This window comes from Pseudomonas sp. CAU 1711 (genome assembly GCF_039888625.1).
Taxonomy (GTDB): domain Bacteria; phylum Pseudomonadota; class Gammaproteobacteria; order Pseudomonadales; family Pseudomonadaceae; genus Aquipseudomonas.
On the sequence record NZ_JBDQQT010000003.1, the window covers coordinates 130,360 to 152,357 of the forward strand.

21 protein-coding genes are annotated in these 21,998 nt (G+C 56.9%); all 21 read left to right on the forward strand.

Translation table 11 applies throughout. The annotated features are described in order from the left end of the window. Positions 1 to 17 precede the first annotated feature (17 nt). The 21 genes from AAFN46_RS04270 to rfbD all read left to right on the forward strand — a co-directional run bounded on the left by AAFN46_RS04270 (position 18) and on the right by rfbD (position 21,975). Complete coding sequence (locus tag AAFN46_RS04270) at positions 18 to 2,012, forward strand: nucleoside-diphosphate sugar epimerase/dehydratase (RefSeq protein ID WP_347807452.1); 1,995 nt, start codon at positions 18 to 20, stop codon at positions 2,010 to 2,012. Positions 2,013 to 2,102: 90 nt separating this feature from the next. Further along, entirely contained in the window at positions 2,103 to 2,423 is a 321-nt protein-coding gene (locus AAFN46_RS04275; RefSeq protein ID WP_347807453.1) for a ComEA family DNA-binding protein, read from the forward strand. 97 nt (positions 2,424 to 2,520) lie between these two features. Further along, positions 2,521 to 3,411, forward strand: a complete 891-nt coding sequence (locus AAFN46_RS04280) for an NAD(P)-dependent oxidoreductase (RefSeq protein ID WP_347807454.1) — start codon at positions 2,521 to 2,523, stop codon at positions 3,409 to 3,411. Further along, positions 3,408 to 4,223 carry a TIM barrel protein gene (locus AAFN46_RS04285; protein WP_347807455.1) on the forward strand — a complete coding sequence of 272 codons (816 nt, stop codon included), beginning with the start codon at positions 3,408 to 3,410 and terminating at the stop codon, positions 4,221 to 4,223. The genes AAFN46_RS04280 and AAFN46_RS04285 overlap by 4 nt, the downstream gene beginning before the upstream one ends. Before the next feature lie 280 nt (positions 4,224 to 4,503). Then, a complete protein-coding gene (locus AAFN46_RS04290; RefSeq protein WP_347807456.1) occupies positions 4,504 to 5,769 on the forward strand; it encodes a Wzz/FepE/Etk N-terminal domain-containing protein in 1,266 nt (421 codons plus the stop codon). Positions 5,770 to 5,839: 70 nt separating this feature from the next. Further along, the gene (locus tag AAFN46_RS04295; RefSeq protein ID WP_347807457.1) at positions 5,840 to 7,081 is read left to right on the forward strand and encodes a hypothetical protein; all 1,242 of its coding nucleotides are present in this window, start codon (positions 5,840 to 5,842) and stop codon (positions 7,079 to 7,081) included. A 35-nt stretch (positions 7,082 to 7,116) separates the two neighbouring features. After that, positions 7,117 to 8,115: a UDP-N-acetylglucosamine 4,6-dehydratase (inverting) gene (pseB, locus tag AAFN46_RS04300; protein ID WP_347807458.1), complete on the forward strand. Its 999-nt coding sequence runs from the start codon at positions 7,117 to 7,119 to the stop codon at positions 8,113 to 8,115. Between the two features lie 3 nt (positions 8,116 to 8,118). After that, positions 8,119 to 9,279 carry a UDP-4-amino-4,6-dideoxy-N-acetyl-beta-L-altrosamine transaminase gene (gene pseC / locus AAFN46_RS04305; RefSeq protein ID WP_347807459.1) on the forward strand — a complete coding sequence of 387 codons (1,161 nt, stop codon included), beginning with the start codon at positions 8,119 to 8,121 and terminating at the stop codon, positions 9,277 to 9,279. Continuing rightward, positions 9,276 to 9,974, forward strand: a complete 699-nt coding sequence (pseF, locus tag AAFN46_RS04310; protein WP_347807460.1) for a pseudaminic acid cytidylyltransferase — start codon at positions 9,276 to 9,278, stop codon at positions 9,972 to 9,974. Before pseC ends, pseF begins: the two co-directional genes overlap by 4 nt. 4 nt (positions 9,975 to 9,978) lie before the next feature. Continuing rightward, positions 9,979 to 11,091, forward strand: a complete 1,113-nt coding sequence (gene pseG, locus AAFN46_RS04315; RefSeq protein WP_347807461.1) for a UDP-2,4-diacetamido-2,4,6-trideoxy-beta-L-altropyranose hydrolase — start codon at positions 9,979 to 9,981, stop codon at positions 11,089 to 11,091. A 7-nt stretch (positions 11,092 to 11,098) separates the two neighbouring features. Beyond that, positions 11,099 to 11,716 (forward strand): formyltransferase family protein, encoded by a 618-nt coding sequence (locus AAFN46_RS04320; protein WP_347807462.1) that lies wholly within the window; start codon positions 11,099 to 11,101, stop codon positions 11,714 to 11,716. Continuing rightward, positions 11,709 to 12,761, forward strand: coding sequence for a pseudaminic acid synthase (pseI, locus tag AAFN46_RS04325; protein ID WP_347807463.1), 1,053 nt, complete (start codon positions 11,709 to 11,711; stop codon positions 12,759 to 12,761). Before AAFN46_RS04320 ends, pseI begins: the two co-directional genes overlap by 8 nt. Positions 12,762 to 12,812: 51 nt before the next feature. Beyond that, positions 12,813 to 14,213 carry a hypothetical protein gene (locus AAFN46_RS04330; protein ID WP_347807464.1) on the forward strand — a complete coding sequence of 467 codons (1,401 nt, stop codon included), beginning with the start codon at positions 12,813 to 12,815 and terminating at the stop codon, positions 14,211 to 14,213. Between the two features lie 18 nt (positions 14,214 to 14,231). Next, positions 14,232 to 15,557: a DUF6418 domain-containing protein gene (locus AAFN46_RS04335; protein WP_347807465.1), complete on the forward strand. Its 1,326-nt coding sequence runs from the start codon at positions 14,232 to 14,234 to the stop codon at positions 15,555 to 15,557. Next, positions 15,550 to 16,611, forward strand: coding sequence for a glycosyltransferase (locus AAFN46_RS04340; RefSeq protein WP_347807466.1), 1,062 nt, complete (start codon positions 15,550 to 15,552; stop codon positions 16,609 to 16,611). The genes AAFN46_RS04335 and AAFN46_RS04340 overlap by 8 nt, the downstream gene beginning before the upstream one ends. Further along, a complete protein-coding gene (locus tag AAFN46_RS04345; protein ID WP_347807467.1) occupies positions 16,596 to 17,615 on the forward strand; it encodes an NAD(P)-dependent oxidoreductase in 1,020 nt (339 codons plus the stop codon). Before AAFN46_RS04340 ends, AAFN46_RS04345 begins: the two co-directional genes overlap by 16 nt. Positions 17,616 to 17,627: 12 nt before the next feature. After that, entirely contained in the window at positions 17,628 to 18,581 is a 954-nt protein-coding gene (locus AAFN46_RS04350) for a glycosyltransferase (RefSeq protein ID WP_347807468.1), read from the forward strand. After that, positions 18,581 to 19,639 (forward strand): dTDP-glucose 4,6-dehydratase, encoded by a 1,059-nt coding sequence (gene rfbB / locus AAFN46_RS04355; protein WP_347807469.1) that lies wholly within the window; start codon positions 18,581 to 18,583, stop codon positions 19,637 to 19,639. The genes AAFN46_RS04350 and rfbB overlap by 1 nt, the downstream gene beginning before the upstream one ends. Positions 19,640 to 19,676: 37 nt before the next feature. Beyond that, positions 19,677 to 20,555: a glucose-1-phosphate thymidylyltransferase RfbA gene (gene rfbA / locus AAFN46_RS04360; protein ID WP_347807470.1), complete on the forward strand. Its 879-nt coding sequence runs from the start codon at positions 19,677 to 19,679 to the stop codon at positions 20,553 to 20,555. After that, positions 20,552 to 21,097, forward strand: coding sequence for a dTDP-4-dehydrorhamnose 3,5-epimerase (rfbC, locus tag AAFN46_RS04365; protein WP_347807471.1), 546 nt, complete (start codon positions 20,552 to 20,554; stop codon positions 21,095 to 21,097). The genes rfbA and rfbC overlap by 4 nt, the downstream gene beginning before the upstream one ends. Further along, complete coding sequence (gene rfbD, locus AAFN46_RS04370; RefSeq protein WP_347807472.1) at positions 21,097 to 21,975, forward strand: dTDP-4-dehydrorhamnose reductase; 879 nt, start codon at positions 21,097 to 21,099, stop codon at positions 21,973 to 21,975. Before rfbC ends, rfbD begins: the two co-directional genes overlap by 1 nt. Positions 21,976 to 21,998: the final 23 nt, after the last annotated feature.

The following is a 21,998-nucleotide window of genomic DNA, read 5'->3' on the forward strand; positions in this document are numbered from 1 at the left end:
AACGAGGCACGAAGCCTATGAGTATGCGCTTATGGCTGCTAGGGTGGCCGCGCCGCTATAAACGGCTGCTGCAGGTCAGCGCGGATATCCTGTTGTGCTGGATGTCGCTGTGGTTGGCGTTCTGGGTTCGTTGGGGGTCGGACAGGCTGATCAATCCTCTGGGCGATTATCTGTGGCTGTTTGCTGCGGCGCCGCTGGTTGCTATCCCTATTTATATCCGTTCCGGTATGTACCGCGCGGTACTGCGTTACCTGGGCAATGATGCCTTGATGACTATTTTCAAGGCGGTCACCGTTTCGGCGCTGCTGCTTGCGTTGCTGGTCTACTGGCACAAGGGGGCTCCCGCTGTGGTGCCGCGCTCGTTGGTGTTCAACTACTGGTGGTTGAGCCTGTTCCTCGCCGGGGGGCTGCGCCTGCTCATGCGCCAGTACTTCATGGGGGATTGGTTCAACGTGCGTGCCGCGATGAGTTTTTCTTCCAGGGACGACGGGCTGCCCGGAGTCGCCATCTACGGTGCGGGCACGGCCGGCAACCACTTGGTGGCTGCTCTGCGTATGGGGCGGGCGATGCGCCCGGTGGCCTTTATCGACGACGATAGCAGTATTGCTCACCGGGTGATCGCCGGGCTCAAGGTGTACAAACCCAAACATATCGCGCAGATGATCGAGGAGACCGGGGCTCAGGAAGTCCTTCTGGCGATTCCTTCGGCCAGCCGGGCGAGGCGCAAGGAGATTTTGCAGTTTCTCGAGACCTTTCCGCTGCATGTCCGTTCGGTGCCAGACATCATGGACCTGGCCAGCGGCAGGGTCAGGGTCGACGATATCCAGGAGGTCGATATCGCTGACCTACTGGGTCGCGATGCTGTTCCTCCGCAGGCGGAGCTTTTCGAGCGCTGCATCCGCGACAAGGTGGTGATGGTGACTGGGGCTGGCGGCTCCATCGGCTCAGAGCTGTGTCGCCAGCTTATTGGTAGTCAGCCGCGCACTCTGGTGCTGTTCGAACATGCCGAGTTCAATCTCTACAGTGTTCATGGAGAGTTGGAGGAGACCATCCGTCGCGAGTCCCTGCCCATTCGATTGGTGCCAATCCTCGGCTCGATACGCATGCAGGAACATCTGCTCGAGGTGATGCGTGCCTGGGGTGTGCATACCATCTACCACGCCGCGGCTTACAAGCATGTGCCGATGGTCGAGCACAACATTGCCGAAGGGGTGCGCAACAATGTCTTCGGCACCTTGAGCGCCGCCCAGGCTGCACTGAAGGCTGGGGTTGAGCACTTCGTCCTGATATCCACCGACAAGGCGGTGCGCCCAACCAATATCATGGGCAGCACCAAGCGTCTGGCCGAGTTGGTCTTGCAGGCGCTGAGCCGCGAATCCGCGCCTCTGCTATTCCGGGATCAGTTTGGCGTGCACCAGGTTCACAAGACCCATTTCACCATTGTGCGCTTCGGCAACGTGCTGGGCTCATCGGGCTCCGTCATTCCCCTGTTTCGCGAGCAGATCAAGCGTGGTGGTCCTGTAACCGTCACTCACCCCTCCATCACCCGCTACTTCATGACGATTTCCGAGGCGGCGCAGCTGGTGATTCAGGCCGGCGCCATGGGGCAGGGGGGCGATGTCTTCGTTCTGGATATGGGGCAGCCTGTCAGGATTCTCGAACTGGCCGAGAAGATGATCCATCTCTCGGGCCTCAGTATCCGCTCTGAACGCAACCCATTGGGTGATATCGAGATTCAGTTCACTGGCCTGCGTCCAGGAGAGAAACTCTATGAGGAGTTGCTGATCGGCGATAACGTCAGTCCGACCTGCCATCCGATGATCATGCGCGCGAGCGAGGAGCACCTCTCTTGGGAGTCGCTGAAGGTGGTGCTCGATGGCATGTTGACGGCTTTGCTTCATGATGATTGCGACCGTGTCCGGCAGCTCTTGCGCGAGACGGTGAGTGGTTATGCGCCGGAAGGTGAAATAGTCGACTGGATGCATGTGCAGCGACGCACAGAACCCCGGTAGTGGCGGTTTGACAGCTCCATGGCGATAGCTAGCTTTCTCCGGGCGTGATCGGGAAGTTCACGTTCCATCCATGACAAGGAGCTTCGCCCCATGAGCAAGAAACCCTTCGCCGTACTGCTGTTATCCTGCCTTGCCGTACTGTCCTTCAATGTCTCCGCCGCCGAGACGAGCCAGCCCGCGGCCAGCGTCACCGAGCAGGTGCAACAGGTGAGCGGCCTGATCAACCTCAATACCGCCGATGCAGCCACCCTTGAGGCCGAGCTGGTCGGTATCGGTCAGGTCAAGGCGCAGGCCATTGTCGATCACCGTAACAGCAATGGTCCGTTCGCCTCGGTGGACGAGTTGTTGGAAGTCAAAGGCATAGGGCCGGCGACCCTGGAGAAGAATCGCGCCAAGTTGAGCGTGAACTAGAGCCCGAAGAAAGCAAAGAAGCCGGTCAATGACCGGCTTCTTTGCTTTCTTCGGGACGGATATAGAATGCCATGTTGCTTTTGCTAAGGAGTTCGCTGTGGCCCCGGTACTACCCTCGCTTGGATTCGCCGGCATAGGTTTGATGGGGCTGCCCATGACCCGTCGCCTGCTGGCGGCCGGCTACCCGCTCAGTGTGTGGAATCGTTCGCTGGATAAGTGTGCGCCCTTGCAGGAAGCCGGTGCCGAGATCGTGTCGACCCCGGCCCGACTCTGTGAGCGGGCCGATGTGCTGATGCTGTGCTTGGCCGACACCGCGGCGGTACGCCAGGTGGTTTTCGGGGCCGGAGGCATTGTCGAGCGTGCCCGTCCTGGGCAGTTGCTGGTCGACTTCTCCAGCCTGGAGCCGGCGGCGACCCGTGAGATGGCTGCCGAACTGGAAGCGCGCAGCGGCATGCGCTGGGTTGATGCTCCGGTGTCCGGCGGCACGCCGGGAGCCGAGGCGGGTACTTTAGCGATCATGGCCGGCGGGCGTGCCGAGGATGTGGAGCGGGTGCGCCCGCTGTTGATGCATCTGGGCCAGCGCCTGACCCATATGGGCGCGGTCGGCGCGGGCCAGGTGACCAAGGTCTGCAACCAGATGCTGGTGGCCTGCAATGCCCTGGTGATCGCCGAAGTGGTCGGCCTGGCGGAACGTTCCGGGGTCGATGCCGCGTTGCTGGCGCAGGCCCTGAGTGGCGGCTTTGCCGACTCCAAGCCTCTGCAGATTCTGGCGCCGCAGATGGCCGAGAGCCGCTTCGAGCCGGTCAAGTGGCATGTGCGCACCCTGCTCAAGGACCTGGATACTGCGGTCAAGCTGGCGCGCGAGCAGGGCGGGGCGACGCCCATGAGCGGTCTGGCGGCGCAGTTGATGCGCCTGCATGGCAGCCAGGGATGGCTTGAGCGCGACCCTGCTACCCTGGTGCAGCTTTATCGGGAGGAGCAGCAATGAGGATTGCCGCCAACTTGTCCATGCTTTTCACCGAGTCATCCCTGATTGAGCGCGTGGCTGCAGCGGCGGCTGCGGGGTTTGATGGAGTTGAAATTCAATTTCCCTACGAGCTGCCAGCGGCCGCATTGAGGGAAGAGTTGGCGCGCTGTGCCATGCCGCTGGTACTGATCAATTTGCCCGCGGGTGACCTGATGAGTGGCGGCCCCGGGCTGGCGGCGGTGCCGTCGCGCCAGGCGCACTTCGATGCGGCCCTGCAGGAGGCCTTGAGTTACGCGGCCGTGGTCCGCCCGCTGTGCGTCAATGTGCTGCCGGGGCGCTTGGCCGCTGATGCAGCTAGGGAGGATGCGCTGGAGGCCTTAGTGGATAATCTGCGAAAAACCGCGCAGGCGTTTCAGCCGCTAGGCATAAAGGTATTGGTTGAGGCCATCAATCCCTTGGACATGCCGGGATTCCTGGTCAATACGCCGGAGCACATGGCTCATCTGCTTGATCGTGTGGGGCACTCCAACTGCAAGGCTCAGTTGGATATCTATCACATGGCCCGACAAGGCATTGCCCCCGAGCGCGCGATAGAACTGTTGGGAGAAGGGATTGGCCATGTGCAGTTCGCCGACTGCCCGGGGCGCGGAGCCCCGGGTAGTGGAGTGGTGAGGTTTGACAGCATGCTTCAGGCCCTGGAGCGCATCGGCTACGCTGGCTGGTTGGGGGCAGAGTATCGCAGCAAGAACGCCTTGGAGGATTTGGCGTGGATGCTTGGGTGGATAAAGGGCGAAAGCGGTTTGGCGATCCCGTGTCCTGGTCGGGAAGCGTGAGGCGCTTGCTGTCAAGGGTTGTAAAAAGCTGAACGGAAAGTAAAATTCGGCACTAGATCACAGGCTTTCCGTTTCTCGATTCCATCGGAAAGCGGTTCTTAACCTATGTTTGGCAGGCTACCGATCGGGCTAGTTCCAAGGGCGCAAGCTCAGGTAGATGCGACTCCCGCCTCTCTCAGCTCAGGCTGAATCCGCTTGGTATTGCTCGGGCCGCTAGATGTTTATCTGGCATTAGGATGACGTGCTTAGGGACAGCCATGCCGGAAAATTTGGAGTTCCAATGAATCAGCCCTCCCTTCCCATGTATCCGCCAGCCGATGAGATCGATCTGCTGGATTTGATGGCGGGCTTATGGCGGCAAAAAATACTCATTATCGCTGCCACGGTAAGCGTTATCGCCGTTGCGCTGGCTTATGTGTTGCTGGCCGCCGCCGAGTATGAGGCCCAAAGCAAGCTTCGCCCGGCCTATGCCAAGGACCTGGATGAGCTGAACAGCACTGAAATTTATGAGCTCACACCGGAGGCTGCCTTGCGTAAGGTGGGGGCGGCCCTGGAATCCTACGAGACCCGTAAGAGTTTTTTCGAGGCTAATCGGGAGCTGTTTAAGGGGCTTGAGGCCGAGGGGCGCCCTCTCGATCAGGTCTTTCGAGAGTTCAATGAGGGGCGTTTCAAACTGCTGCAGCCCGATCCCAAGAAGCCCAACAACCTGAGCGACTTCGTCGGGGTTCGGCTGCTGTATCCGGAGTCCATCGACGGGGTCGCAATCGTCAATGGGTTGGTGGAGCATGCGATTGAGCTGGAGCGTCAACGCATTGCGGCTGACTTTGACGGGGTTCTGGCCAACAGGCTTGCAGTGTTGGAGCGCAAGACCAACGCAGCGCGTGCCAGTTACGAGGCAGACAAGGCAAGCAAGATCGCCCAGTTGGCCGAGGCGGACAGCCTCAAGCGCGCCAAGCTGAGAGACGAGCTGAAAGCCCTTCGTCAGCACAGTCGCACGCGCCGCCTCAATCGAATCGCACAACTCGACGAGGCCATCCGCATTGCCGACAGCCTCGGCATTCGCAAGCCCACAACTCCCACGGCCCTTGGTGATGCCGGGCGAGAGGGCGGGGGGAACGTCATTCGCACCGAGGTCAACAACCAGCAGATCCCGCTCTATTTCATGGGTACCGAGGCGCTGGAGGCCGAGCGTAAAGTCTTGCAGCAGCGACGCTCCGACGACTTCACCGAGCCGCGCATGGCCGAAATTGCCAAAGAGCTTCAGCTGCTCGAGCACAATCGACAGATAGAAGTATTGGAGGCGCGCGAGCAAGAGGATCTCTTCCTGGTCGAACTGGCCAAGTACAAGGAAGAAGAGTCTCGGCTCAAGGCCATGAAGCTTGATCTTTCCGGTCTCAAGCTGGTGCGCGTGGACGAGGTGGCAGTGCAGTCGGACAGGCCGGCCAAGCCCAAGAAGCTGATGATCTTGGCGGTGGCTGGCGTGTTGGGCTTGATGCTCGGGGTGTTCGTTGCCTTGATTCGTTGGGTTCTCAACAGGCGGGCTTGAATCGAGTGGAGCCTATAGGGGGCGGTAAGCGTTCTCTTAGAAGGGTCTCCAGGGAGTACGGGACTCGACCATGATTCCGCATCGTCTGCTCAATGTTGCGCTCCGGGGCTTAACCTTGGGCAGCAAGTTTCTGTTGATCTTCTTCTTGGCCCGGTTCCTTGAGCCGGCAGAGCTGGGGCTGTATGGGCTGTTATCGGTAACTGTTGGTTATGCCCTGTATCTGCTCGGGTTGGACTTCTACACTTTTACAACTCGGGAGATTCTGAAGCGTGAGCGGTGCGAGTGGGGCGCTTTGCTCAAGAGTCAGGCGGCGCTCACGTTGCTTCTCTACGCCCTGTCTGTCCCGTTGCTGCTGTTGCTTTTCGTGACACAGACCCTTCCGTGGCACCTGGCTTTCTGGTTCTTCGCATTGTTGGTGCTTGAGCACATGAATCAGGAGCTCATGCGTTTGCTGATCGCGATATCTGACCAGCTGATGGCTAGCGTCGTACTATTCCTGCGCTCCGGGGCCTGGGGGGTAGTAGTGGTGGCGTTGATGTTCGTCTGGCCGGAACTGCAGACTCTGCAGGCGATTCTCTGCGCCTGGACCCTGGGTGGGCTGCTGGCCGTCCTGCTGGCTTTCTGGCGCCTGGCGCGCTTGGAAATATCCGGCTGGCAAAGCGAGGTGGATTGGCGCTGGATTGGGCGGGGCATCAGGATTGCGGCTCCTCTCCTGATCGCCACCCTGGCCCTGCGAGGCCTGTATACGCTGGATCGCTACTGGCTGGAGGCGCTGGCCGGGCTTGAGGTGTTGGGTGCCTATGTGCTGTTCATGGGCATTGCCAATGCCATGGTGTCCTTCCTGGATGCGGGGGTGTTCGCCTTCAGCTATCCGAAACTAATCACCTTGTTTCAGCGAGCCGACCCCCAGGGGTTTCGTCGTGAGATGAAGCGTCTCGCAGTGCAGACAGTGGGGGTCTCCGGCTGCTTCGCGGTTGCTTCGCTCCTGCTGATCGGTCCTTTGCTGTTGTGGCTGGATAAGCCATTGTATGTGGAGCAGCAAGCGATGTTTCCCTGGATCCTGTTAGGCACGTTGTTGTTCGCATTGGGCATGATCCCGCACTACGGCCTTTATGCCCAGGGGCAGGATCGCCCGATTGTTCAGAACCATCTAGCCGGCTTGGTCGTCTTCGTCCTGTCAACTTGGCTCTTTTCGCTAAGCTGGCCGCAGATTGCAATTCCGTTCGGCCTCTGCCTGGCATTCCTCACCATGGCGCTTGGAAAATCGTATGCCTTCTTCAGGCTGACCCCTGCGCAGTATTATTCACATTGACCTGAGCGTTGATCTTTAGAAAAGGTATTTCTCGCATGTTCGAAAACTCAACCATCCTCGTCACCGGTGGCACTGGTTCCTTCGGCAACACCTTCGTGCCGATGACTTTGGCCAAATACAACCCGAAGAAGATCATCATCTTCTCGCGCGACGAGATGAAACAGTGGGACATGGCCAAGAAGTTTCAGGGCGACAAGCGCGTGCGCTTCTTCATTGGCGATGTGCGAGACAAGGAGCGCCTGTATCGTGCCTTGGATGGCGTTGACTATGTCGTTCACGCCGCTGCCACAAAAATTGTGCCGACCGCCGAATACAACCCGTTCGAATGCGTCAAGACCAACGTACTTGGAGCCATGAACCTGATCGATGCCTGCATCGACAAGAAGGTCAAAGGCGTCGTCGCCCTGTCCACCGACAAGGCCAGCAGCCCGATCAACCTGTACGGCGCCACCAAGCTGACTTCCGACAAGCTGTTCGTGGCGGGCAATTCCTACTCCGGCGAGCACGGCACCCGCTTCTCGGTGGTGCGCTATGGCAATGTCATGGGCTCCCGAGGGTCGGTCATCCCGTTCTTCATGTCGATCAAGGACAAGGGCGTGCTGCCGATCACCGACGAGCGCATGACCCGTTTCATGATCTCCCTGGAAGAGGGCGTCGAGCTGGTCTGGCATGCCTTCGAGGACATGGAAGGCGGCGAGATCTATGTGAAGAAAATACCCTCCATGAAGGTGACCGACCTGGCGCGAGTCGTCGCGCCGGATGCGCGTCAGGAGATCGTCGGCATTCGTCCCGGCGAGAAGCTGCATGAGCAGATGATCAGCGCGGAGGACGCCCACTACACCTATGAGTACCCCGAGCACTTCAAGATCCTGCCGGTGATCAACGACTGGGCCACTTGCGAGAAGCGCATTAAGGACGGCAAGCAAGTGCCGGAAGGCTTCGTCTACGCCAGCGACAACAACACCGAGTGGATGAGCGACCAAGAGCTGCAAGCCTGGATCGACAAGAACCGCGAAAAGATCGGGAGCATCTGAGTCATGATTCCCTATGGTCGCCAGGACATCAGCCAGGCCGACATCGATGCCGTCGTGGCGGTGCTGCAGTCCGACTTCCTGACCCAGGGTCCGATGGTGCCGCGCTTCGAGCAAGGCGTGGCCCGGCACGTGGGCGCCGAACACGCGCTGGCGGTGAACAGCGCCACCTCGGCCCTGCACATCGCCTGCCTGGCGCTGGGCCTCGGCCCGGGCGATCGGCTCTGGACCAGCCCGGTCACCTTCGTCGCTTCCGCCAACTGCGCCCTGTACTGCGGTGCCGAAGTGGACTTCGTGGACATCGATCCGCGCACCTACAACCTCTGCCCGCGGGCGCTGGAGGCGAAGCTGCAGCAGGCCGAACGTGACGGTACCTTGCCCAAGGTGGTGGTGCCGGTGCACCTGTGCGGCCAACCTTGCGACATGCAGGCCATCCATGCCCTGGCGAAGCGCTATGGCTTTCGCATCATCGAAGACGCCTCACACGCCATCGGGGGCAAATACCGGGGCGAGTTCATCGGCAACTGCCGCTACAGCGACATCACCGTTTTCAGCTTCCATCCGGTGAAGATCATCACCACCGCCGAAGGTGGCATGGCGCTGACCAATGATGCCGCGCTGGCCGAACGCATGGCGCTCCTGCGTAGCCACGGAATCACCCGTGAACCGTCGAAGATGACCCGCGAGTCGGATGGCCCCTGGTACTACCAGCAGGTCGACCTGGGCTTCAACTACCGGATGACCGAACTGCAGGCCGCCTTGGGCGTAACCCAGCTGGCGCGTCTCGACCGCTACGTCGCCCGGCGCCATGAACTGGCCCGGCGCTACGACCAGTTGCTGGCGGAGCTGCCGCTCATCACGCCCTGGCAACATGCGGACGGCTACTCCGGCCTGCACCTCTACGTGATCCGCCTGCAACTGGACAAGTTGCGTAGTAGCCATCGCCAGGTGTTCGAGTCGCTGCGCGAGCAGGGCATCGGCGTCAACCTTCATTACATACCGGTTCATACCCAGCCGTACTACCAGCGCATGGGCTTCCAGGTCGGCGACTTCCCCGAGGCCGAACGCTACTATCGCGAGGCCATCAGCCTGCCGATGTTCCAAACCATGACGGAACAGCAGCAGGACGAAGTAATCGCAGCCCTGAACAAGGCAATCGGCGCATGAGGCTGGCGGTCATCCCCGCGCGCGGTGGCAGCAAGCGCATCCCCCGCAAGAACATCAAGCCATTCTGCGGCAAGCCGATGATCGCCCGCTCGATCGAGGCCGCCCTGCAGAGCGGTTGCTTCGACCGGGTGATCGTCTCCACCGACGATGCCGAAATCGCCGAAGTCGCCCGTCAGTATGGCGCCGACGTCCCTTTCATGCGTCCGGCGGAACTCTCGGACGACTACACCGGAACCGTTCCTGTGATTCGCCATGCTGTGGAGTGGTTCATCGCCAACGACGAGGCCCCGGAGCAGGTCTGTTGCATCTACGCCACCGCACCCTTCGTGACCGGCGAGGATATCCGCAGGGGGTTGGAGTCGTTGCTTGAGAACGATTGCGACTACGCCTTTTCCGTCACCAGCTATGCCTTCCCCATCCAGCGAGCAATCCGCATCACGTCGGCGGGCCGCGTCGAAATGTTTCATCCGGAGCATTTCAACACGCGCTCCCAGGACCTCGAAGAGGCCTATCACGATGCGGGTCAGTTCTACTGGGGGCGCGCCAGCGCCTGGATGGACGGCAGGGTGATCTTTGGGCCGAGCTCGTCCCCGGTGTTGCTGTCTCGTCATCGCGTTCAGGACATCGACACTCCCGAGGACTGGGAGCGGGCCGAGTGGCTGTTCAAGGCCATGCGGGCCCAGGCGAAACGGTAAGCTCATGAAAGTCGTCTTCCGTGCGGACGCCTCGCTGCAGATGGGTAGCGGCCACCTCATGCGCTGCGTGACGCTGGCCGACGCCTTGAAACAAAAGGGCGCGGAATGCCACTTTCTCTGCCGGGAACACCCAGGTCACCTGATTGAGGTGGTGCGCGGCAAGGGCCATGCCGTCCATGCCCTGCCTTGTGTACCGAATAGCCCGATAGACAGCGATGGCCCCGCCCATGCCGCCTGGCTGGGGACTACCCAGGAGCAGGATGCGCAGGCCTGCCTGCCCATCCTGCAGGCGCTCCAGCCAGACTGGCTGATCGTCGACCACTACGCTCTGGACATTCGATGGGAGCGGCACCTTCGACCCTTCTGCCAGCGGCTGATGGTCATCGATGACCTGGCTGATCGCGCCCACCAGTGCGACCTGTTGCTCGATCAGAATCTAGGGCGGCAAGCAACAGACTACGCCGGGCTGGTGTCCAAGGAGTGCGCCGTGCTCGTGGGGCCACAGTACGCCTTGCTGCGCCCGGAATTCGCGGCGCTGCGAGAATACAGCCTGGAGCGTCGTAGGCAGCCCAAACTGCGGAGTTTGCTCATTACCATGGGCGGCGTAGACCAGCCCAACGCCACCGGTAAAGTATTGGCGGCTTTGAAAAGAAGTGCCTTGCCGGATGATATTCGGCTCGATGTGGTGATGGGAGCCAAGGCTCCCTGGTTGGAGGAGGTCAAGGGAATTTCCAGGGATATGCCCTGGCCGACCGAGGTACTGGTCAATGTTACCGACATGGCTCAACGCATGGCGGATTGTGATCTGGCCATCGGGGCCGCAGGGAGTACGTCCTGGGAGCGTTGCTGCATGGGGGTGCCCGCCTTGATGGCAGTATTGGCAGAGAACCAGGCCGCAATTGGCTGCGCTCTGCAGCGCGCAGGCGCCGCTATCTTGATTGGCGCGCCGGATGAGCCTGGCTTCGAGGAGAGGTGCCTGGTTGCATTGTCGGAGCTTTTACAAATCGATGGCCGCTTGTGTGCAATGAGCCAGGCCACGGCGAGCATTACGAATGGGGCAGGCTGCGCTGAGATTACCGAACGGTTGCTGAATTATGGATATAACGATTCTGTGTAGTTCTGAAGTGCATCCGGTCAATGGCATGCTCCAGCGCTGGATGGAGAAGAATAAGACGCTTCATCAAGTTGCATTGGCTCGGAGTAAACGGGAGCTTGCATCCGGGGATATTCTCTTTTTGATCTCCTGCGGCGAAATCATAACTGAACATGAGCGCCGGCGCTTCAAGAAGACCCTGGTCATTCATGCTAGCGATCTACCCAGAGGGCGAGGCTGGAGCCCCCATATATGGGAGCTGACACAGGGTGCCGCCGGGTTAACGGTTAGCCTGCTGGAAGCGCAAGATAAAGTAGACAGTGGGGATATCTGGAAGAAGGTCCATATAGATATTCCCCCGCACGCGCTATATCAAGAGATCAACGAACTGTTGTTTCGGGCCGAGTCGGAACTGATGGACTTTGCCGTGGAGCATTTCGACAGCGTTGTGCCGATGGCTCAAGATTGCAGTATCGAGCCAACTTACTATCCGCGCAGAGGGCCTGCCGATAGTGAGTTGGATCCACAATTAACTATTGCTAGTCAATTTAATCTGCTGCGTGTCTGCGACCCTGAGCGGTTCCCCGCTTTTTTTAAGCTGCATGGGCATAGATATAAATTGACTATTGAGAGGCTGGACGATGAGTGAATCAATTGTAATCGCAGGGCGCAAGATTGGGGCGGACTTCGCGCCCTATGTCATTGCGGAGATGTCTGCCAATCATAATGGTAGTTTAGAGACCGCCTTCAAAATCATTGATCAGGCGAAGCAGGCAGGAGCGGATGCTTTAAAAATACAGACCTATCGCCCAGATACCATTACCTTGAAAAGCGACCTGCCAGACTTCCAGATTAAAGGGGGGTTATGGGGTGGCAAAACCCTCTACGAACTCTATGAGTGGGCGCATACACCGTGGGAGTGGCATGCTCCTCTTTTCGATTATGCGCGGCGTATCGGTATCACTATCTTTAGCTCACCGTTCGACAACACGGCGGTCGATCTCCTCGAAGACCTGAACGCACCGGCCTACAAGATTGCCTCCTTCGAGGCGGTGGATCTGCCGCTGATCAAATATGTGGCCAGCACCGGCAAGCCCATGATCATTTCCACCGGTATGGCCGACGCCAAGGAAATTCAGGAGGCCATCGAGGCGGCACGTGCAGGTGGTTGCAAGGAACTGGCAATCCTCCACTGCGTCAGTGGCTACCCGGCTCCGGCCGAGGATTACAACCTGCGCACCATCCCGGACATGATCCAGCGCTTCGGTCTGGTAACGGGGCTCTCCGACCACACCCTGGATAACACCACGGCCATAGCCAGCGTGGCGTTGGGCGCCTCCCTCATCGAGAAGCACTTCACGCTGGATCGCAGCGGTGGCGGCCCCGACGACAGCTTCTCCTTGGAGCCGAAGGAGCTGGAGGCCCTGTGTCGAGACAGCAAGACGGCTTGGGCCGCCTTGGGCCGAGTTGACTATGGGCGAAAGTCCAGTGAGCAGGGGAATGTCCAGTTCCGGCGATCGCTTTATTTTGTGGAAGACTTGAAGGTTGGTGCTGTGATCCAGGCTTCTACGATTAGAAGTGTAAGGCCTGGTTATGGTCTTGCCCCGAAGTACCTTGAACGAGTTGTTGGCAAGCGACTTTTACGGGATGTAACAAGAAATACCCCGGTAAGTTGGGATGCAATAGAAGAGTAGCTTCCAGCTACGCATGTTTTCTGTTTCGAAAATATTAGAGAAACGCTATAGATGGCCAATGTGTGTTTTACGGTGCTGCACTATCGTGCTCCCTTTGTGTACGCTCTTTCTGTTGAATTGGAAAGGAGGGGGCATACTGTTTTCTTTTTGTGCCCTAGCCCCAAATGGCGCGATTGGTTGCAGGGAAAAGGGATAAGTAAAGAAAGGATTCTGGATCAGACTGCAGCCATCAAGAGTGAGCCTCTATCAGAGGACGAGTTATCCTTTTTTGAGGAGATTGAGAGGGCTGAGCGGAAGAGCAGTCTCACTTTAAATAGCATGATCCTGATGGATAGATTGGTCAGGGAATGGAAGCCGGAGCAGGCTTACAATTATCTGGTTCGCCTCTATGTGCTATTGAAGAGATTTCTTTTGGAAAACAAGGTTGACATGGTTATTGGTGAGGCGACACCAGCTAGTGAGTTATTGACTTCGGTTGTATGTGAATGGATAGACATACCGTATTATTTTCCGATTACTGTTCGCGTGCCGGATAGCCGGTTTGCTTTCTTTAAAGGGCGGTTCCATAACGAGTTTGCGTTACGAAAAAATATAACGGAAGAAGATCGCGAAGCCGCCAAGAGATGGGCCGAAGAGTTCTCGTCATCGTTTGAGAAAAAGAAACCGAAGCCTTCGTACTGGCATAAAAATAACAAGCTTCCAAAGTTTCAAGCAATATGGTTCCTTAAGTTTTTTAAGACAATTTTTGAAGAGTATAAATATAAAAAATCGGACCCTACCCGATTCAATCTGTCGTGGTTGTTAAGGAAGCGTATGGGGGAGGTTGTCAATCGATATCGGCTGAAAGAAATAAATTTTCAGGAGGCTTTTCCGGGAGAAAGATTTGTTTTATACCCCTTGCACAAACAGCCGGAGTCCAGTGTGGATGTGTTGGGGGATTTTTATTCCGATCAGTTGAATCTGATCAAGCAGATTGTTCGATCACTTCCGGTCGGCTATAAGTTGTACGTAAAAGAGCATTCGAATGCTATCGGAGATAGGCCTGTAAGTTTTTATCGCGAGGTGGAGAAACTTCCGAATACCAGGTTGATTTCTCCAGTGGTGGATAGTTTTCATATTTTGAAGTTGGCAGCTCTTGTGGTAACAGTCTCTGGGACAATGGCATACGAGGCAGGGTTGCTAGGAAAGCCAGCCATTACTTTTTCGGATATGTTTTTTAGTAAGTTGCCTTCTGTCAGGTATTGCTCTGCGGTAAGAAGTCTTCCCAATGTCATGTATGAGTTGATTGGGTATTGTTCGGGGGGGAGCGATGAGTTTAAAAAGCTTGAGTTTCTTGAGTATGTATATATGAATAGCTTTTCTGGTACTTTTTCTGATGTTAACGCCTATCCTGAGATTGTTGAGGAAAGTAATGTTTCAGATGTTGTGGATGCAGTTGAGGCTGTTTTGTAAACAATCTGGGGAAGTGTCGTGTTTGGAGTAATCTATGGGGGGGGAGGGGCTTTACTATTTTTCTTACTAGGGGTTGTTGTGTGGAGGAAGTTTAGTTCAATTTTTACCTTGTTATTTCCCTTTATCTATGGCTATTTTGGTGTTTTTGTCTCTTGTTTGTATTTGGAGTTATTTCCGTCTTTTATTTTTGAGCAGGGGGTGCTCTCATTCTTTAATGGTTCTTCATTATTGCTCATTGCTGTCCTGTTTGTCTCTGTGGTTTCAGTGATTTTTGTGTTTCAGGCTTTAGCGAATGTGGTAAGGGTTCCTGAGGTTGGGAGGCCGCTGCTTTCTGTTAAAGTTTTGATTTTGGTCATTGCTCTTGAGTTGCTGCTGATTATTCACGTCTTTTTATCGGGTTCGCCTTTAGTGGAGGTTGGTATTACAAAATTCAATTTTTGGAGAGAAAAGGCCATTCTTGAGTCGCTCTCTATTTTTAATTGGGCGCTTTACCCTATTTTGTTTGTGGTTGGGGCGAATGGTGCTTATTTTATGTATGTTAGAAGTAGGGTTTCTTGGGTTTTGTCTTTTTCTGTTTTGATACTTGCATGTTTGTATTATGTGAGTTGGGGGAATAAATTCTCTGCCCTGCTTTTGGTTGTTTTTTTTTATTTTGTTCCGGGGGTTGTCTCATTTCGCAGAAGATATGGTATGGCTTATCCTGTTTTTCGGCGGACGGTCCTGTTGGGTCTGGTTTTTGCTTTTACGGTTGCTAGTTTGGTTCTTCTGCAATACGAGAGATTTCAATCGAGAGGGCTGGATGCAGGTGAGCAACTGATTGAAAGGGTGCTGGTGCTTCAGGGGCACGTTTGGTGGGGGAGTGTCAATGAGGTGTTATCGATTGGTCCTGATTATGATCAGATTGCGAAGGAGTTTGGTGCGATTCTTTCTAGTGAAAGTGAGGGGCCTGTTGGTATGCGGTATATAATGGAAAGTCTCGCGCCTGAATATTTGTATCTTAGCTATCTTGAAAGTGGAGTCGAGTTCACTGCGGGGTATCCAGCAATATTGCTCTTGGTTTTTAGTTTTTGGGGTGTGCTGCTGTTTTCTGTGTTTTGGTGGGGGTTTTATGGTTTGTTTTTGTTCTACTTGGCTCGCCTGATTTTTCTTGGTTCTAGGGTGAGGTTGTTTTTTTCTGCATACTTGTATATGGCGTCTTTGGCCTGGTTTCAGCATGGGTCTTTGTCTGGGTTTGTTAACTGGAAATTTTTTGTTGTGTGTTTATTTTTGTTTTTTCTGGAGGCAGTTTTGAGTCTGCGTGGTCTTAAAGAGGTTTCGGTTTCCCAGGGGGGGTGTGATGCTTGATGATTTTAAGAAAATTTTATTCTTGCTTCGTTCGGATGCTGGCGTTAAATCCGGTGGCGACTTAGTTCAGGCTAAATTTTATCAGAGGGTGCTTGAAGAGAGGATAGCTTGTAAGGTCTATTTTTTTCACGAGTTACCTCTGGCTGAAGTAAAGAAGGTTAGCTGGGATCTGGTTCAGGTTTTTAATGTGTCCAGGTTGCATGAAAACATGGCGCTTCTTCAGGGGGTTAAGTATAGGAGGTTGCTGCTGTCTCCTATAGTTCAGCCTGGGTTCAGGTTTGGTCTTAGACTGGCGGTAAAGAATTTCATAAGGAATTGTCTTTGGGATCGGGCCTCTTTTCATCATTTTTTAAAAGAGCCTGAAGAGCTTCTTGGCCGGTTTGATGGTTTTGTTTTTCTCTCTGAGGCGGAGAGTGAGGCTTTCTTTAAAAGCTTTCCAGCCTGTGCTGGGGGTGAGAGCGTTATCTATCAAAACGGGGTTGCTGATGAGATTGCGCACGGCGAACATGAGAGATTTTTTGATTTTATAGTCGTTGGGAGGATTGAGCCCAAGAAAAGAGTAGTAGAGGCTGTTGATGCGGTTGCAAAAGCGGCACCTAATTCGCTGCTTGTTTGTATCGGCGGCATAAATTGGTATCACCCATCTTACTGTTTTAAATTCTTTCTTAGGGTGTTAAAGGGGAATGTTATATATCTGGGTAGGCGCGACCCTTCGGTGGTCTATGGGTTCATGCGCAGAGCCAGGGTGTTATTGAATTTTAGCGAGCTTGAGGTCTCTCCTCTTGTCGATCTAGAGGCTCTAGCATGTGGCTGTAATGTCGTCTCCACTACCTATTCCTATTCCCACCTTTCCGACAGTGAGCGTTACTGTCGAGTTGATGTCAAGGACATGGAACAGTGCTTCGCGGCAATCACACAGTCACTGGGCTCAGAGGGTTGTAAGTGCATGAAGATCAATACGTGGGTAGAGAATTCCGGCGCTTACTTGGGCCTCGTGAGGCAATTTCTCGAGGTAAATGAAGATTATGGAGTGGCTGAATGCATTGCGCCGTAATTTATGGCGGTACAGGCTTTATTGGTTCCTTCTTTTCCCGTTTTCTACTGGAGCAGAAGGTTGTAGAGAAGGTCTATCTTGTCGATGTCGAACCCCTAGATCGAAAGGCTAGTGCCTTTCGCCGAGCCTTGGTGAGTTCCTGTGACAAGCTCGAGGTGGTCATCGCCGATGTGCGTCAGCCTATCGGCTGGGTTCCCGCTGAATCTGTCGAGCTGATCGCCAACTTTGCGGCCGTGCACCGCGAGCCCGGCCATGAGGATTTCGAGTATTACGAGACCAACCTGCTGGGGGCGGAGAACGTTTGTGCCTGGGCGGAGAGGGTGGGTTGCAAGCGCCTGATCTTCACCAGTTCCATTTCGCCCTATGGCCCCAGCGAGGCGGTGAAGGATGAGCGCTCGTTGCCCGTGCCGGCCACTGCCTATGGCGGGTCGAAGCTGGCTGCGGAGAAAATTCACCAGGTATGGCAAGCTCGGGACGATGCCAATCGACGCTTGGTGATCGTGCGGCCGGGCGTGGTGTTCGGCCCGGGTGAAGGTGGCAACGTGTCACGCCTGATTAAGGCCGTTCTGCACCGTTATTTCTTCTATATGGGGAATCGGGGCACCCGTAAGGCGGGCGTCTATGTCAAGGAGCTGTGCAGCGCCATGTGGTGGGTGTTGCAGCAGCAAGAGGCGAAAGGCGAGCACCTCAGTCTGTTCAATATGTCGATGAACCCCGGGCCGTCCATTGAGGACTATGTCGAGACCGTTTGTAAGGTGGCGGGGGTAAAGCGCGCGGTTGCGGCTGTGCCTTATCCCCTATTGTTGACCGCTGCCTATGCCATCGATGCCATCGCTAAGCCGTTACGCATCAGCCATCCGTTCAGTCCGGTCCGTATTCGTAAGCTGGTGCGCTCCAACAACATCCTTCCCACCTATCTGGTGGAGAACGGCTATCCCTATCAATACACCCTGGAAAGCGCTTTTGCGGACTGGAAGCAGAGCTGTCCGCAAGAGTGGCAATGAGCGTGAGGTTGCATGTCGGATTTACTCGATAATCGGAAGACACGGATCGCTTGTATCGTTCCGACCTATAACGGGCTGGACGACCTGGCCCGGCTGTTGGGGTCGTTGGAAAAACAGAGCGCCCCCTTTGATTTGTTCATCGTCGATTCCAGTTCCTCGGATGGCACGGGGGAGTTGGCCCGTTCTCGTGTGGCAAACGTCGTAACGATTCCCAGCAGCCAGTTCAACCACGGTGGCACGCGGCAGATGATGGTGAGCCGCAACCCCGGTTATGACATCTATGTGTTCCTGACTCAGGATGCCTATTTGGAGGACGTCGATGCCATCGAGCTTTTGGTGGCTCCCTTCGAGGACGAAAAGGTTGGGGCGGTATGCGGGCGCCAGTTGCCGCACAGGGATGCTTCGCCACTGGCAGAGCATGCGCGCCTGTTCAATTACCCGGCGACTTCCGTGGTGAAGTCGTTCGAGGATGCCCCCGTGATGGGGATCAAGACGGCGTTCATGTCCAACTCATTCGCGGCCTACCGGGGCGCTGCGCTGCTCGAAGTGGGTGGCTTTCCAGAGCATGTGATATTCGCCGAGGACATGTACGTCGCGGCCAAGATGCTGCTCGCTGGCTGGAAGGTGGCCTATGCCGGCAGTGCGAGTTGCCGGCACTCCCATAACTACAGTCTTCAGGAAGAATTCCGCCGCTATTTCGACATGGGCGTCTTCCACGCTCGCGAGCCCTGGATTCGCGAGCGCTTCGGGGGGGCCGGTGGGGAAGGGCTGCGTTACGTGAAGTCCGAACTCAAGTTTCTCGGTCTGTCCCGCCTTTACCTTTGGCCATCGGTCGTTTTCCGTAACGCCTGCAAGTTGCTTGCCTACAAGTTGGGGCAGAAGGAGCAGGGCATGTCGGTGGCTCTGAAGAAAAAATTGGGCATGTACAAACGTTATTGGGACAGCCCCTACGCGGAGAAATACTGATGCGCATTCTGGTCACCGGTGGCTCGGGCTTCATCGGCTCCGCCGTCGTCCGTCATTTGATCGACAACACGGCATTCGAGGTTGCCAATCTCGACAAGCTCACATACGCCGGTAATCTGGAGTCCTTGGCGGCGGTGGCGGATTCGCCGCGCTACCGTTTCTATCAAGTGGATATTTGCGATGCGCCTGCGCTGGAGAGGGTGTTCACCGAGTTCCGGCCGAGCGCGGTAATGCATCTGGCGGCGGAATCCCATGTGGATCGTTCCATCGATGGGCCGGCGGATTTCATAGAGACCAATATCGTCGGTACCTACACGTTGCTGGAGGCGGCGCGTCGCTATTGGAGCGCCTTGGCGGAGGAGGAGCGTAGTGCGTTCCGTTTCCACCATATCTCCACCGACGAGGTCTACGGGGACTTGGAGGGCACGGACGATCTCTTCACCGAAACCACGCCCTATGCGCCCAGCTCGCCTTATTCGGCGTCCAAGGCCAGTTCGGACCATCTGGTTCGCGCCTGGCATCGTACCTATGGCCTGCCGGTGCTGGTGACGAACTGCTCGAACAACTATGGGCCGTACCACTTCCCGGAGAAGTTGATCCCCCACATGATCCTCAATGCGATCCATGGCAAGCCGCTACCGGTGTATGGCGATGGCTCGCAAATTCGCGACTGGCTCTATGTGGAGGACCACGCGCGGGCACTGTGCGAGGTGGTGTGCCGGGGTGTGGTGGGCGAGACCTACAACATTGGTGGGCATAACGAGAAGCGGAATCTGCAAGTGGTGGAAACGATCTGCGCGCTTCTGGAAGAGCTGGCACCCGAGAAACCCACTGGCGTTGCGCGCTACAGTGACTTGATTACCTTCGTCAAGGACCGTCCTGGGCACGACAAGCGTTATGCTATCGACGCGGGCAAGATCGAGCGGGAACTGGGGTGGAGGCCGGCGGAGAGTTTTGAAAGCGGTATCCGCAAGACGGTCCTCTGGTACCTGGAAAATTCCGAATGGTGGCAGCGCGTTTTGAGTGGTGACTACCGGCTGGACAGGCTGGGTGGCTGAGAGCATCCGATATTCTGGAATTTCACAGGGCTAATCAATGAAAGGCATCATTCTGGCCGGGGGCTCCGGCACTCGGCTGCACCCTATCACTCGTGGCGTTTCCAAGCAGCTGCTGCCGGTATACGACAAGCCGATGATTTACTATCCGCTGTCGGTGCTGATGCTCGCGGGCATTCGCGAGATCCTGGTGATTTCCACGCCGGATGACCTGCCGAGCTTTCGCAAGCTGCTGGGCGATGGCAGCGATTTTGGCATTCAGCTCAGCTATGCCGAGCAGCCGTCGCCCGATGGCCTGGCGCAGGCCTTTTTGATCGGTGAGGCGTTCATCGGCGAGAGCAGTGTCTGTCTGATCCTGGGCGACAACATTTTCTATGGCTACGGCTTCAGTGCCATGTTGGATGAGGCCGCCAGCCGTTCTCGTGGCGCTACCGTGTTCGGCTACCACGTTTCCGACCCGGAGCGTTTCGGCGTGGTTGAGTTCGATGCACAGGGCAAGGCCATTTCCATCGAGGAGAAGCCGGCGAGGCCCAAGTCGAACTACGCGGTGACCGGCCTGTACTTCTACGACAACTCGGTAGTGGAGATCGCCAAACAGGTCAGGCCCTCGGCGCGTGGCGAGCTGGAAATCACCGACATCAACAATGCCTATCTGCAGCGCGGTGAGCTGCATGTAAGCCTGCTGGGGCGTGGTTTCGCCTGGCTGGACACCGGCACTCACGACTCGCTGATGGAGGCGAGCCATTTCGTCCAGACCATCGAGGCCCGGCAGGGGTTGAAGGTGGCTTGCCTGGAGGAAATCGCCTATCGCCAGGGCTGGCTCTGTGCCGACAGTCTCAAGCGCCAGGCTGCCGTGTTGGGTAAGACGGGGTATGGCCGTTATCTGCAGCGTCTTCTGGAGCAGGAGTGCGCGCGGTGAGGGTGATAGAAACGCTGTTGCCTGGGGTTCTGATCATCGAGCCGAAGGTGTTTGGCGATCAGCGTGGTTTTTTTCAGGAGACATTCCAGCTAGAGCGTTACCGACAGTGCGGGATCGACCTGCCTTTTGTGCAGGACAATCATTCCCGTTCCGGGCGTGGCGTTCTACGGGGCCTGCACTTTCAGCGTGCCCGGCCGCAGGGCAAGCTGGTCAGCGTTAGCCGTGGTGTGGTCTACGATGTCGCGGTGGATATAGATCCGCAATCACCGACCTGTGGCCAGTTCGTCGGCGTGGAGCTGAGCGATGAGAATCATCGCCAGCTCTGGGTGCCGCCGGGCTATGCCCACGGTTTCTGCGTGCTCAGCGAGGTGGCGGATTTTCAGTACAAGTGCACCGATTATTATCAGCCGGAGGATGAGGGCGGACTGCTCTGGAACGACCCCGAGGTGGGCATTCCCTGGCCTATCGTCGATCCTCAGCTCTCTGCCAAGGATCGAGTGAATCCTCTGTTGCGCGATCTGCTCGCGGCAGAGGCACGCTGATGCGCGTTCTCGTGTGTGGTGCCCGTGGCCAGGTTGGCTATGAGCTGATGCGTCTTGCACCGCAATGGGCGGAGCCTGTTGGGTTGGGTTCGGCCGAGCTGGATATCACCGATCCGGCGGCAGTGATGGCGGTCGTGCGGGAGCTCAGGCCGGATCTGATCATCAATGCCTCGGCCTACACGGCGGTGGATCGGGCCGAATCGGAGTCGGCAGCCGCCTATGCGGTCAATCGCGATGGCATAGGCCATCTGGCAGCCGAGGCCCAGCGGCTGGGCATTCCGCTCTTCCATATCTCGACGGACTATGTGTTCTCAGGCGACGCCAGCGAGCCGTACCGTGAAGATCAGCCTACCGCGCCCACTGGGGTTTATGGCGCAAGCAAGCTGGCCGGTGAGCAGGTGCTGGCGGCCACCTGCATGCAGCACCTGATTCTGCGCACCAGTTGGGTCTTCGGTAGTCACGGGGCCAATTTCGTCAAGACCATGCTGCGCCTGGGGCGCGAGCGCGAAGAGCTTGCCGTGGTGGCCGACCAGTGTGGTTGCCCAACCTCGGCGCGCAGCATCGCGCAGGCCCTGTGGCACTTGGCTGCAGTGTGCCGGCAGGAGGGGAGGTTGGAGTGGGGGGTTTACCACTTTGCCGGGCAGCCGGCGGTGAGCTGGTATGAGTTCGCCGTGGAGATTTTCCACCAGGCGTTGGCGTGTGGGCTGCTCGAGCGCATGCCAGCTGTCAAACCCATTACTTCACGGGAGTACCCGACTCCGGCCAAGCGCCCTCTCTGGTCGGTGCTGGATTGCAGCAAGGGCGAGGCACGCTATGGCCTTGAGCCGGCCGTATGGCAAGAGGAATTGCGAGTGATGCTTGCCGCGTTGCCCTCATAAGGCTCGGGGCAGCATCGTCCCGG

What these genes read in the sequence shown, in the direction of transcription:
- AAFN46_RS04350 (WP_347807468.1), top strand. Translation starts at nt 17,628, where the DNA reads ATGTCGGATTTACTCGATAATCGGAAGACACGGATCGCTTGTATCGTT.
- rfbB (WP_347807469.1), top strand. Translation starts at nt 18,581, where the DNA reads ATGCGCATTCTGGTCACCGGTGGCTCGGGCTTCATCGGCTCCGCCGTC.
- pseB (WP_347807458.1), top strand. Translation starts at nt 7,117, where the DNA reads ATGTTCGAAAACTCAACCATCCTCGTCACCGGTGGCACTGGTTCCTTC.
- pseF (WP_347807460.1), top strand. Translation starts at nt 9,276, where the DNA reads ATGAGGCTGGCGGTCATCCCCGCGCGCGGTGGCAGCAAGCGCATCCCC.
- pseI (WP_347807463.1), top strand. Translation starts at nt 11,709, where the DNA reads ATGAGTGAATCAATTGTAATCGCAGGGCGCAAGATTGGGGCGGACTTC.
- rfbD (WP_347807472.1), top strand. Translation starts at nt 21,097, where the DNA reads ATGCGCGTTCTCGTGTGTGGTGCCCGTGGCCAGGTTGGCTATGAGCTG.
- AAFN46_RS04340 (WP_347807466.1), top strand. Translation starts at nt 15,550, where the DNA reads ATGCTTGATGATTTTAAGAAAATTTTATTCTTGCTTCGTTCGGATGCT.
- AAFN46_RS04330 (WP_347807464.1), top strand. Translation starts at nt 12,813, where the DNA reads ATGGCCAATGTGTGTTTTACGGTGCTGCACTATCGTGCTCCCTTTGTG.
- AAFN46_RS04345 (WP_347807467.1), top strand. Translation starts at nt 16,596, where the DNA reads ATGCATTGCGCCGTAATTTATGGCGGTACAGGCTTTATTGGTTCCTTC.
- pseG (WP_347807461.1), top strand. Translation starts at nt 9,979, where the DNA reads ATGAAAGTCGTCTTCCGTGCGGACGCCTCGCTGCAGATGGGTAGCGGC.
- rfbA (WP_347807470.1), top strand. Translation starts at nt 19,677, where the DNA reads ATGAAAGGCATCATTCTGGCCGGGGGCTCCGGCACTCGGCTGCACCCT.
- AAFN46_RS04295 (WP_347807457.1), top strand. Translation starts at nt 5,840, where the DNA reads ATGATTCCGCATCGTCTGCTCAATGTTGCGCTCCGGGGCTTAACCTTG.
- AAFN46_RS04275 (WP_347807453.1), top strand. Translation starts at nt 2,103, where the DNA reads ATGAGCAAGAAACCCTTCGCCGTACTGCTGTTATCCTGCCTTGCCGTA.
- AAFN46_RS04290 (WP_347807456.1), top strand. Translation starts at nt 4,504, where the DNA reads ATGAATCAGCCCTCCCTTCCCATGTATCCGCCAGCCGATGAGATCGAT.
- pseC (WP_347807459.1), top strand. Translation starts at nt 8,119, where the DNA reads ATGATTCCCTATGGTCGCCAGGACATCAGCCAGGCCGACATCGATGCC.
- AAFN46_RS04285 (WP_347807455.1), top strand. Translation starts at nt 3,408, where the DNA reads ATGAGGATTGCCGCCAACTTGTCCATGCTTTTCACCGAGTCATCCCTG.
- AAFN46_RS04270 (WP_347807452.1), top strand. Translation starts at nt 18, where the DNA reads ATGAGTATGCGCTTATGGCTGCTAGGGTGGCCGCGCCGCTATAAACGG.